The sequence below is a fragment of the Peptoniphilus grossensis genome (genome assembly GCF_001940285.1).
GTDB classification, from domain to species: Bacteria; Bacillota; Clostridia; order Tissierellales; family Peptoniphilaceae; genus Peptoniphilus_A; species Peptoniphilus_A faecalis.
Genome location: NZ_MJIH01000001.1, coordinates 1,356,718 through 1,369,400, shown reverse-complemented (window position 1 = coordinate 1,369,400; position 12,683 = coordinate 1,356,718). Strand labels below are relative to the sequence as shown.

General features: G+C 28.9%; 11 protein-coding genes. 6 read left to right on the top strand and 5 right to left on the bottom strand.

Annotated elements, in window-relative coordinates; translation table 11 throughout:
• Positions 1-69 precede the first annotated feature (69 nt).
• Genes pgsB through BIV18_RS06580 form a run of 5 tightly spaced genes read left to right on the top strand, consistent with a single transcriptional unit; the run spans position 70 to position 4,724 of the window.
• A complete protein-coding gene (pgsB, locus tag BIV18_RS06600) occupies positions 70-1,185 on the top strand; it encodes a poly-gamma-glutamate synthase PgsB (RefSeq protein ID WP_075659850.1) in 1,116 nt (371 codons plus the stop codon).
• Positions 1,175-1,603, top strand: coding sequence for a poly-gamma-glutamate biosynthesis protein PgsC (gene pgsC, locus BIV18_RS06595; protein ID WP_075659849.1), 429 nt, complete (start codon positions 1,175-1,177; stop codon positions 1,601-1,603). Before pgsB ends, pgsC begins: the two co-directional genes overlap by 11 nt.
• Positions 1,604-1,614: 11 nt before the next feature.
• Positions 1,615-2,694: a poly-gamma-glutamate system protein gene (gene pgsW, locus BIV18_RS06590; protein WP_075659848.1), complete on the top strand. Its 1,080-nt coding sequence runs from the start codon at positions 1,615-1,617 to the stop codon at positions 2,692-2,694.
• Positions 2,672-4,069 (top strand): sensor histidine kinase, encoded by a 1,398-nt coding sequence (locus tag BIV18_RS06585; RefSeq protein WP_075659847.1) that lies wholly within the window; start codon positions 2,672-2,674, stop codon positions 4,067-4,069. Before pgsW ends, BIV18_RS06585 begins: the two co-directional genes overlap by 23 nt.
• A complete protein-coding gene (locus BIV18_RS06580; RefSeq protein WP_075659846.1) occupies positions 4,059-4,724 on the top strand; it encodes a response regulator in 666 nt (221 codons plus the stop codon). Before BIV18_RS06585 ends, BIV18_RS06580 begins: the two co-directional genes overlap by 11 nt.
• Positions 4,725-5,188: 464 nt before the next feature.
• Here the strand turns inward: BIV18_RS06580 and ggt (BIV18_RS06575) are convergent, their stop codons facing one another.
• The 5 genes from ggt (BIV18_RS06575) to BIV18_RS06555 all read right to left on the bottom strand — a co-directional run bounded on the left by ggt (BIV18_RS06575) (position 5,189) and on the right by BIV18_RS06555 (position 12,420).
• Positions 5,189-7,009: a gamma-glutamyltransferase gene (ggt, locus tag BIV18_RS06575; protein WP_075659845.1), complete on the bottom strand. Its 1,821-nt coding sequence runs from the start codon at positions 7,007-7,009 to the stop codon at positions 5,189-5,191.
• A 238-nt stretch (positions 7,010-7,247) separates the two neighbouring features.
• Entirely contained in the window at positions 7,248-9,086 is a 1,839-nt protein-coding gene (gene ggt, locus BIV18_RS06570) for a gamma-glutamyltransferase (RefSeq protein WP_075659844.1), read from the bottom strand.
• Between the two features lie 42 nt (positions 9,087-9,128).
• On the bottom strand, positions 9,129-10,280 hold the full coding sequence (locus BIV18_RS06565; protein ID WP_075659843.1) for a M14 family metallopeptidase: 1,152 nt from the start codon (positions 10,278-10,280) through the stop codon (positions 9,129-9,131).
• Positions 10,281-10,455: 175 nt separating this feature from the next.
• Positions 10,456-11,745 (bottom strand): TRAP transporter large permease subunit, encoded by a 1,290-nt coding sequence (locus tag BIV18_RS06560; RefSeq protein WP_075659842.1) that lies wholly within the window; start codon positions 11,743-11,745, stop codon positions 10,456-10,458.
• A 33-nt stretch (positions 11,746-11,778) separates the two neighbouring features.
• Entirely contained in the window at positions 11,779-12,420 is a 642-nt protein-coding gene (locus BIV18_RS06555; RefSeq protein ID WP_075659841.1) for a DUF6305 family protein, read from the bottom strand.
• A 113-nt stretch (positions 12,421-12,533) separates the two neighbouring features.
• Between BIV18_RS06555 and BIV18_RS11445 the strand changes: the two genes are divergently transcribed.
• Entirely contained in the window at positions 12,534-12,656 is a 123-nt protein-coding gene (locus tag BIV18_RS11445) for an IS3 family transposase (protein WP_144015225.1), read from the top strand.
• The last annotated feature ends 27 nt before the right edge of the window (positions 12,657-12,683 follow it).

Genomic DNA, 12,683 nt, shown 5'->3' with positions numbered 1-12,683 from the left:
AAAATTTTTTATCTCTTATATAATCATCAAAACATATTTTATATGTTATAATTCTTAAAGAGGGGATTTATGGAAATAATAATATTAATACTTTGGTGTAATATAATAATTTATTTAATTTTTGAAAATTATTATATTAATAAGATCTCAAAATCTTTTAAATACATAATCTATGTTAACGGAACTCGTGGCAAATCATCTACTACAAGACTAATTGATTCAGGTTTGAGAAGCTCTAACTATAAAATTTTTTCAAAGACTACAGGAACCATCCCTATGTATATTGATGTAAATAATAATGAAATTCCTATAAGAAGATTTGGAAAAGCTAATATAAAAGAGCAGATGAAAATAATGAAATTGGCATATAAACAAAATGCTGACATTCTTGTTTTAGAATGCATGGCTGTGGATCCTGAACTTCAATTTATCTCACAAAATAAGATGGTGAAATCAAATATAGGCGTTATTACTAATGTTCGACTTGACCACACTGATGTTATGGGTGATTCTTTAACTGAAATATGCCATAGTCTATGCAATACTATTCCAAAAAATGGCGTTTGTTTTACATCTGATGAAGACTTTTTTGATTGTATTCAAAAAGAATCCTTAAAATTAAATACTAAAACTTTTTTATCTGTTCCAGATGAATCTACAAAGAGTTTTACGTTTCCTGATAATTATGCAATAGCTCTGGATGTGTGCTCATATATCGGCGTGAATCTTGAAGACTCTTTAAATGGAATGAAAGTTTACAAACATGATCCCTATGACTTATCTTTATATAAATTAAAAAATGGTGGTATTTTTATTAACGGTTTATCAATAAATGATATTTCATCAATAAATATTACTTACAATAACTTATGCACTAAGTATAATCTCCATCAAAAGAATTTGATATTGCTGATTAATAATAGATTTGATAGAGGCTACCGATCAATGCAAATGATAAATTTTGCAAACAAAGTAAAACCTAAGGCAGTCTACTTAATGGGAAGTCACACTTATATTCTTAAATCCAAAATAAATTGTAATTTCATCAAAATAATTAATAAAATCCAAGATTTACCATTAGAAATTGATGAAGATAATTTTATTTATGCTATAGGTAATATTGGAAATAATGGAAATGAAATAATTGACTTTATAAGAAAAAGAGGCGATTTAATTGCACGATAATATAATATTAATTGGCATTGCTATAAGTTTGATTTTTAGTGATCTAACTGGAATAATACCCTGTGGGATTATAGTTCCTGGTTATATTGCTATAAATTTAAATAATCCTAAAAAATTAATATATACCTTCTTAATTATACTTCTCACTTTATTTGTAGTAAAAATACTTTCAAAAATTTGTATTATTTATGGACGAAGAAGATTTGCTTTAATGATACTTACAACTTTTTTAATTAACTATATAATTATGAAATTAAATATAATACCAAATAACCCAGGCATTATAGGCACGATAATTCCCGGAATAATAGCTAATCAAATAGAACGACAAGGGTTTATAATATCTGTTTTGTCATTAGCTTTTGTTGTCATAATAATAGCATTAATTATAATGCTATTCTCAATTCCAATATCATAAGGAGTGGTTATTTGTATACTTATAAAATTAAAAAATTAGTATATATAATTATATTTTTAATAATATCTATGCTAATAATTAATTCGACTAAAACTTGTGAAAAAAATGATTATTACGATACTCAAATCCTAGCTGCCAATAACATGAAAAAATATTCCAAAGCTGTTAAAGGTTATAAAATCAAAAATGGTTTGGAAATATATGATTATGATTTTTATAAAACAGGATTACTGGGAAGTCCTTACAATGAATTTACAACTACTTTGGGTAATTTAGAAGCCAAGCGTACAGTAACTAATCCGGATATTGCTGCTTTAGTTGTCAAAATTTTTAATGATGCTAATTTAAAAAGTGGAGATAAAGTAAGTATAGCTTTGACTGGATCTTTTACCGGATTAAACCTAGCTTGTATAGCTGCTTCAGAAGCTATGAATTTAGATATAACAATTATATCAAGCATGGGGGCATCAACTTATGGTAGCAACCAACCACAACTCACTTTCCCTGATATAATAGATAATTTATTTAATGATGGATACATAAAAGAAAATTCTTCTCTTGTTACATTAGGTGGTTACGATGATGTCGCTTATGATATTCCAGATACTATTAAAAATAAGGTTATTGAAAATTATAAAGATAGAAAATTAAATATATACATAAATGACAATTTTAATGAAAATGTACTTAAGAAAATTGAAGTATTAAATTCTAATGGAAATCCTTCAGCTTTTATAACTATAGGTGGTAATTTCAGTTTTGGCGATAATGACGGATCTGAAATTGTTCTAAAAGAAGGAATTTTAAAAAAACCTAAAAATTTAGATCCTTTTAGTAAAAATAAAGGACTAATAAATTATTATTTAAATAAAAATATAACTACAATTTCTTTTATTAATATAAAAAAATTAATGTCAGATTATGGAATGCCTTATGACCCTTGGACTTGGGAGTCTACTGGTAAATCTAGCATTTATTACAAATATTCATACAATTCTTTTGCAATTATTTCCGTAATAATTCTTTCAACTGTATATTTAATTTATTTTTTCAAATTAAGGAGCTGTAATGAAAAAATACATAAAAATTGATAATAAAATTAAATTCACTATAGGAGTCTTGTTAATTTTTATTAGTTTAATTTTGCCTTTTTTTCTTAAAGTAGAAACTTTTAAAATACTTGATAAAACTTATGATTCTATCATATATAAAAATGATTTTTTGCTAATTAATGCTGCAACTTGTTTAGTAATATTAAATAGTTTGAGAGCTCTGCCGCATTATCTAGGTGCTTTTTTTATAGGAGAGTCATTGTCAACTGAAAAAAACATAAAAATTTTAAAATATATTAAAATTTTTACAATTTGTTTAATTATTCCAACGATCTATTTTTTGATTTATGTCATACATCATATAAAATATCACTTGGGCATACCAGCTCTAACTTTAATATTTATTATTGGATTTTTAGGAAGCAAAAGCTATAACTATGTAAGCAATTTCAAAAAAATAATTTTAATAATTTTAGTCATCTTTACTATTCAAATATTGGATATTATGCCAATATTAAGTAAGTTTCCTATTGGAAAAGGAGAAATATCCCAAGAAATAAAATTAGTATCTCATTTTTTAGAACTAGACAATTTTATTAATATTTGTGCTACTTATATTTTCATATTGCTTTTTACTTTAGAACTATTGCTTTTATCATTAATAAATTCTGAAAATAATTTAAAATATATGAATCTATTAAGAGAACAAAATTTAATGATTAAAAATAAATCACAATTACAGGAACTAGAAAATCGAAATTATCTAGAATCTAGACATCTAGTCCATGATTTAAATAGTCCATTGGCTGCAGCTCAAGCTTTAGTTAGTTTAGTAAAATTAAATTGCACTTCAGATGATAGAAAAAATGATTACATTTATCTAGATGAGGTAGAAAACTCATTGGATAGTATGAGCAAAATGATTTCTCAAACTTTATATATTGATAAAACTTCAATAATCTCAATAAATGAAATAGTACATAAGATTTCATCTAATATTTCTATTTACGACTATTATGATAAAATTATTATTTTAGATAATTGTCCAAATAAATTTATAAAAATTAACTCCGTTTTTTTTGTGCGATCTATAATAAATCTACTAGAAAATGCTAACTACGCTATTAAAGATACAGAAAATGGCAAAGTCAAAATAGTTATCGATTCTATAGAAAAAGATAAATCTAATTATATTAGGTTTAAAATTATTGACAATGGAGTTGGAATAGAAAAAAGTAATTTAGATTTGATTTGGAAATCAGGATATACTACTAAAAATACCACTGGACTTGGACTTCCTTTTGTAAAAAATACCATAGAATCAAACTCTGGAAGTATTGTAGTCAATAGTTGTCCAAATATTGGTACCGTGTTTACAATTTTTTTGATGGAAGTAAATAATTATGAAAAATGAAATAACAATATTATCTATAGATGATGATAAGTCAATTTGCTTTGGTATATCAGCTATTATTAAAAGTCAAGGCTGGAAATCCATAGTAGCGTATAATGTTGACGATGGAATAAAAAGCTTAATTAAATACAAACCAACTTTAATTTTACTTGACTATAGAATGCCTTTTAAGAGTGGAATTGTTGGTATAGAAGAAATTAGAAAAATAGACAAAGACGTTCCTATTATAATGTTGACAGTAGATGACAATCAAAATGTTGCAAATAAATGTTTGAGCATTGGAGCTAATGATTTTGCTATAAAACCAATTAAAGCTCCTGATTTAATATCAAGAATCAATGTTCATTTAAAATTACTTGAAATTAATAAATTAAATTATAATAATTCAAAAAGTAAAGTAAGAAATTTGTATCCTTTGGATAAGGGAATAAGTGAAAGTACACTAAAAAAAGTCCTTACTATACTTTATCAGAACAAAAAATTTATCACAGTTGATTATCTTTCTAATGAATCTGGACTTTCTCTTCAGAGTACATATAGATATTTGCAATTTCTAACCGATAATGACATTGTTATTGTAAAAAATGTTTTTGGAAAAATAGGTAGACCTAAAAAATTTTATATTTTAAAAGAATATAAAAAAGTAGATTTCTAAATGAACCAAACCCGCAAATTTGGATTATTCTAGTAATATTTTAAATGGAATGTATCTTGGTGCATTGTAAGGTGCATTCCTTTTAATTTCTTCCTTAATTCTATCCTTATTATACCATTAATATGTTTGTATTTATCTTGTTTCCTGTTCTAGTAATAAAATTTGTAACTTTTTCCATGAATTGTTTTTATCTTAAGAAGTTTGTTGTCTTTTATAATTTTTTAAAACCACCTGATATATTTATTCATTTGATCAAACAATATGTCTTTAGAATATTATATTTTTTACCAAAATTTTATATTCAAATGATTTCCATAACAAATATTTGAAACTTGCTTTTATTTTAAATTCTTTTGTATATTTTGACATTGAAAAACCCCTCACCTCTATTGCGGATTTTGGGGTTTAGTTTGAAATTAGAAATCGCTTTTTATATTTGTTTAAATTAATTTATTAAAATCTTTTTAATACCCAACTGCTTTAGCATCAGAATATGGATCTGCTCCACCATTTATAGTTCCATCTTCAAGATATTCCACAGCTTGAACGAAACCAAATGCTCCCTCTTCCTTAGTTATTTCATGTCCAAGAGCTTTTAACTTATCTAGTTCTTCTTGATTTACATCCTCCATATATTGTACTTTATTGTCAATATTATCTAATATTCTAGGTAAGTTTATTGCATCTTGAAGATCCATTTTATTATCTATTACGTGAGAAATAACTTGTGAAAGCTGTGCAAATATTGATGAACCTCCGGGTGCTCCTAATACCATATATGGGCTATTGTCTTCTCTTAAAATTATAGTTGGTGACATTGAAGACAATGGCTTTTTATTAGGCTGAACTGAATTTGGCTCTCCGGGAACTGGAGAAAAATCATCCATGTGGTTGTTTAAGATAAATCCTCTTCCTTCAGGAACTACTCCACTTCCAAAGTAATAATTTATTGACTTCGTGATTCCAATCATATTTCCATCTTTATCTGCAGAACTAATATGAGAAGTATCATCCCCTTCGTATTTCCAAGGATCGTCAGCATCCCAATTTTTACATTCATTCATGTCAATTTTTGATGCTAGCTTTTTAGCATATTCTTTACTCATAAGTCCCTTAATTGGAACTTTTACATAATTTGGGTCTCCCATATATTTTGCTCTATCTGCATAAACCATCTTAAATGTTTCGCTAAGTAAATGCATATAATTAGAATCATATAACTTATATTTAGTCATATCATAATTTTCAAGAATATTTAAAATTTGAATTAGATGTGTTCCACCAGATGAAGGTGTTGGTGAGGATAATATTTTATATCCATGGTAAGTTCCTGCTACAGGTTCCATTTCATGAATATTATAATTTGCTAAGTCTTCTAATGTAATAATTCCATCATATTTTTTTACTGAATTTACTATTGATTCTGCAACTTCTCCCTTATAAAATCCATCCTCTCCCTTTTCAGCTATAATCTTTAAAGTATTTGCCAAGTCTGGATTTTTTACAATATTATTTCTTTCAACAGGTAAATTGTCTTTAGTGTAAATTTTTCCAAACTCAGGGTAATCTTTCATTAGTTTATAAGCATCTGCAAAAGCAACTTCAGCTTTTGGTGTTACTAAAAATCCATTTTCTGCCAATTCTATAGCTGGTTGCATAACATCTTTCCTGTCCATAGTTCCATACTTTTCAAGAATATATAATAAACCTTTAACTTCTCCTGGAACAGCTACAGCTTTTCCGCCGTGAATTTTCGATTCATCAATTACCTTTCCATCTTTATCTATAGGAAACATATCTTCTGAAGCTGCTGAAGGAGCTACTTCTCTAAAATCTATAAATTTTATTTCTCCAGTTTTTCCTTCTCTTATTATAGCAAATCCACCACCGCCAAGTCCTGACGCATTTGGTTCACATACTCCAAGTGCAAATGCAGTAGCAACTGCAGCATCTATTGCATTTCCCCCTTTTTCCATAATTGAGGTTCCTATTTTAGATGCTTCATATCTTTGAGAAGATATAACTCCGTTTTTACCAGTAGCGCCTCTATCATCTTTTTTAAAAGTTCCGTCTTCATTAAAAGAAATCCAATCTCCATACTTATAATTTTTTAAGACTTCTTTGTCAATTGAGTTTCTTTGATTTTCAACTTGACTACTTTCTGTTGTAGCTTTAACTTCTTTAGTTGTATTATTAGATTTATTTGAACATCCAACATTTGAAAAAGCTAATATCATTGAAAGCAATATTAGTAATATTCTTTTTTTATAATTAAATCTTTTCATTATAAACTCCTTTTTGAGATTTAATCTCGTGCTTAAAATAGTGAGCCCTCTAATCCATTAACTTTTTATGAATAAATTAAATGTAGACTCTTTCATAATAATAAATATATGAGTATTTATTTTTATTTAAATTAAACATTTCCATTTTTAACTATAAAATTTAATTTAAATAATTCTTCTTTCTATAATTTAAAAAGACATTATTTTAAAATAGATATTGGTTTTTAATTTAATTTTATTAATAACCAAGTGCCTTACCATCTCTTCTTGGATCTCCTGCTCCTTGTAAAATACCATTTTCATACTTTACTGCATTTACAGATCCAAAACTCATATCAAAATCATCACTTGGTTTACAAATATGGCCCATATCTGTAAGTGCCTTTATCGTTTTTTCACTAAATCTATTTTCGTATTGAATAGTTGCTTCTTTAAATCCTTTAATACGAGGTGCATCTACGGCTTCTTGCATAGACATATTATAATCTATTAAATTTGAAATAATCTGTGCAATTGTAGAAATTATAGTTGTTCCACCAGGTGTACCCACTGCTGCAAATGGCTTTCCATCTTTGAATAATAATGCAGGTGACATAGAAGATAACGGAGTTTTACCTCCTGCAATTGAATTTGGGTGATTTGCTCCTACATCAAAATCATCCATTTCATTGTTCATTAATATTCCGTATCCTGGTACTGCAACTTTACATCCGAAGAAACTATTTATTGTAAAAGTAGTTGCTACCATATTTCCTTCTTTATCTGCTACTGAGAAGTGTGTAGTATCCTCATGTTCAAACATCCATGGATCATCTGGCAAAGGATTATTTATAGCTTTATCTTTAATCTTTGCCGCTTGTTTTGCTGCATAATCTTTACTAACTAATCCTTTTACAGGTACTTTTACGAATTTTGTATCTCCCATGTATTTTCCTCTGTCTGCATATGCTAAAGAAAATGCATCTGCAAATATGTGAAGTCTCTCTGGGGAGTCAAATTCAACATCTTTAAGATTGAATTGCTCAACAATATTTAATACTTCTGCTACTATAGTTCCACCTGAAGATGGTAATGGTGATGAGTATATGTCATACCCTCTGTAATTGAAATGAATAGGTTCCATTGTCTCAACCTCATAGTTTTTCATATCCTCCATTGTAAATATACCACCATATTTATTAATAGTCTCTACTATAGTGTTTGCAACTTCTCCTTCATAAAATCCCTTTTTGCCTTCTTTAGCAATTACTTCCAAAAGTTTTGCATATCCTTCATTTTGAATAACATCTCCAGCTTCATATGGAACTTTTATTCCATTGTCATCTTTTAAATAAATAGATGCTGCTTCAGGATATTTACTAAGAAGACCATACTCCTCATTTATATGTTTGGATAAGGATGTGGTAACTGTATATCCCTTCCTTGCTAATTCAATAGTTGGCTTCAATACTTCTTCTAAAGACATTGTTCCATAATTTTCCAAAGCATAAGTTAAACCTGCAACTGTTCCAGGGATTCCAGAAGCTTTACCACCTACATTTTTTTGATCTCCAATAACTTTCTCTATTTCATTTCCTTTATCATCTTTAACTTTTACAGTTTGCCACATATCAGGACTAGCGTGTGATGGTGCTTTTTCCCTAAAATTGATAAATAGAGGTTTTTTATTTGGATCACTAGACTTAATTAGCATAAATCCACCACCACCAGGTCCACAAGCATTTGGTTCCGTTAACCCTAGTGCAAATCCTACTGCAACAGCTGCATCTACGGCATTTCCACCATTTTTAATGATTTCTCTACCTATTTTTGAAGCTTCATATTTTCCCGAAGAAATGATTGCATTTTTACCCGTGTCATCTCTACCAGTTGTAGTTAAATTTCCATCTTTATCCCATAATTGAAAGTCATCTAGTGATGAATACTTTTTATCAACTTCTACATTTTTACTAGCTTCATTTTTTTGATTACCTTCATTAGCTTGTTTTGTATCACTATTTCCGCAACTTACTAAAGGAATAATAAGTGAAAATACTAATATTATACAAATAATCTTTTTAAAAATCTTACTATTCATTATTTATCCCTTTCTAAATACTATTTTCTACTTTATGGCTTTCTATTTAATCATAAATCTACCGAGATTCTTTCCTCCTAAATCTTTTTCGTCTATATCAGCAAAAAGTTCTTTATAAGTAGGGCAATTATCAAATTCTACCATTTTTTCTGGATAGTTTTTATTGTATGACTTAGTATACTCTATTATTCCTTGTAAGTGTCTTCCAACTCTTTCTTCAATCGGATGACCTTTATCGTCGTAAGGAACATAAGTCATCTTTAGCTCGTTTGCTCTTGTATAAAATTTATCCTTACCAGTTAATACTTGATATTCATTTGTTGCACCTCTTAACCTTCCTTGAGAAGCATTAGCTGTTTCCATCAAGATTGGTATTGTATCAGTAAAGTCCCCCAACTCTCTATGCGTCAATCCATGAAGATTTTTAGGAGAAGGCTCTAATGACATATCAATACCATCTAATTGTAAAGCCATTACACCTGGTGCTGCAACATTCATCCCTTTTTCGTGAGATACAGTTGCGTTTATTACTGGATATTCTGGTGAAGCTTCGTGTAAGTCAAAGGTTAAATTAATGTTTTCTTTTTTTATCATTTCTGTTATTGCAAATGCAACTTTTTCTGTGAATGTTCCATCCTTTTTCCCTGGATAAGCTCTGTTTATATTTCTCATTTCAGAACCAGACAATCTTTGTCCTGAGGTTGCATGTATGTAAACATCCGGGTCTGGCCATTGATTAATTGGATTTGTAGCTCTAGAACCGTATCTATAGACTACCTCTTCTCCATCTTTAGTAATAAAGTGCATGTCATGTGGGGAGCCTTCTTGACTATCATTATGAGTAAATCCACTTCTGTTTGTGTATGGCAAAATATAGATCGTTCCTTTTTTTACTTTAACGTTTTGAATAAACAAAACTGTAGATAAATGACTAGCTGGTTCATTTGGGTGTGTTCCACCTAATATTAAAACTTTCCCTCCATCTTCTTTACCTTTCATAACATAAATTGGAGTGTCTCCATCAGAACCCTTTATACCTTCAAAGTAATCTGAAAGCTTTCGAACCTCTGTAACTCCTTTTCCTGGTGTAATTTCAGGTACAGTTGATAATTTTTTAAAATTTATTCCTGTAATAGTAGCAATTGCAAGCGATATGACTAAACATATAGTTGCTGTAATTTTGTTAGCTTTCATTTAATAAATCATCCTCCTTACTTTATCATAAGAAATCGAAGAATTAACGGTATTATAACAAGTGCTTTATCAATTTGGATAGATAATTTATCCTCTGTAAAAATATTTGCTATTGTAAGGAGAAATACTATCAAAACAAGCATTCTATAAATAATAGTAATCATTTTTAATCCTCCTATAATCCAATTATTGGTGCTAACTTATTTGAGAATATTATTATTAATAATCCCCAAGCAATAATTACAATTGATGGTATTATACATTTCTTCAAAACAGGAAAATAATCATCTTTTAAACCTACAACTTGTGCTGCAAATATTCCAGCCAAGGCTGTCGGTGGCATTAAATCACCAAGTCCAGAAATCAATGAAATACCAGCCGCTGTTATTATTGTGTTTTTAGACATTAGTGCCAATAAAAATGGAACTCCCAAAACAGAAGATGCACCAAATGATGATACTGCACCAAATAATGGTATAGATATAGCCATTGCTAAATATCTCCATCCTTGTGGCATACTTAAACAAAGGCTAACTATGTATCCTCTTACACCTGTTAATGTCATAATTTGAATAAACATACCTACTCCCATAAGAATAGATAAAACACTTAAAACACTATTAATAGCATCCTTTGCAGTCGAAAGAATATTGATTTTTTTTCCTGTGAATAATCCAATAATTGATGCTATTATAAATACAAGTGGCATTCCTAAATCTGGTATAACAGTTACGACTTTATTAATTACCATTAAAACTATAGCGATTATAATTGGTAAGTATAACTTAACCCCATATTGTTTTCCTATTTCGTGATTTAATCTTGGTAAAACTTTTTCATAATCCATGTTTTTGGCGTATTTATATCCATAATGCAATACAAATAAAATTGCTAATGGGAATGTTAATATTGCTAAAGGTGCTTCAAATCCAACATAAGGTATATCTACTCCACCACCAATTATCATCGCTGGAATATTAACAGGTGGGGCTATCATTCCTAAAATACCGCCAAAGGATAGTATACACGCTGTTTCTATAGCTGGTATACCCATCATCATTAATACTGGTGCCATAATAGAACCCGCTGACAATACACTTGCTGTGGATGACCCAGTTATCATTGCTGGGAACATTACGACTACCATAACTAATATTAAGAGTAATGCTGGTTTAGTATGAAATCTTCCAACAATATCAGTAGTTAAGGCATCTAGGGTTCCTGATTCTTCAACAACTTTCATAAATATCATGGCTGTCGCAATAACTAGTATAGTGTCAACATAAGAAAACATTCCCTCAACTAAATGTCTTAAAGGAAATCCATAACCACCAACTAATGATCCCGCAATTGCTGCTACAGCCATACTTAATCCTATAGGTAATTTAAAAGCCATAGCGGCAACAACAAAAGTTACAACCATAACTACAAAGATTAGGAGTTCTATACTAAAATAAAAGTTCATTAAATCCTCCTTTCTTAATACACTTTTTATAAATTATTTGCCGAATATTACCTTTAAAGAATCTAAAGATTTGGACATTGAATCTATGAATTCAATAGGAATATTTTTAGATTCTCCAATTCCCTTCATCATGCCATCTTTATCTCCTTCTGAAACTACTATAGCATAATCAGCATTTTCAAAACTTGGTGTTATAAATTTGTCAGATAATTCTCCTCTTCTAGCTTCTCCACCAATATGCATAGCTATTATTTTTACTCCGTTAGCTTTCGCATCTTCTATAAGTCCACTTACTCTTTCGAGCTCAGCGTTAGCATCAATTCCAGCTGCTCCCAAACCTTTAGATGATCCACCAACTGCTAATATTAATGTCTTAGCATCTCCAGTTTCACCTTTTTTTACAAGGTTATTCATTTTATAATTTATTCCTAAATTGTCTAGTACAGCCTTTACCATTTCAACGTCAGCACTTTGTCCTACGGTTGTTAATAGCACCGGTTCCTCTGCTTTAAAATCTGCTGTAACTGTTTTTTCTGTTTCATTATTACCTTCTACTTCTTGAGATGCATTTATCTTGCTATTAGCCGTCTTATTTTCAGGTTTATTGTCACCTCCACAAGCAACTAAAGAAAGTGATACTGCGATCAACAATAATAATACAATTTTCTTTTTCATAAAAATAATCCTCCTAAATATAATATTTTAATTTAAATTTAACATAGCAAACGCTTTTATGCTATTTTTTCTCATATTTATCATAAAATTTTTAAAAACTAAAATGCTTTAAAATAACTTTTATACTTTTATTTAATTTACACAAAGGAAGATATGGAGTAAGAAAAGTGTATATGTATTTATTAAATCAAGGCTATGTCATAAATCATAAAAAAGTTCAAAAAATAATGCATTAACTAAAACTATTTGGAAAAAGATCTAGA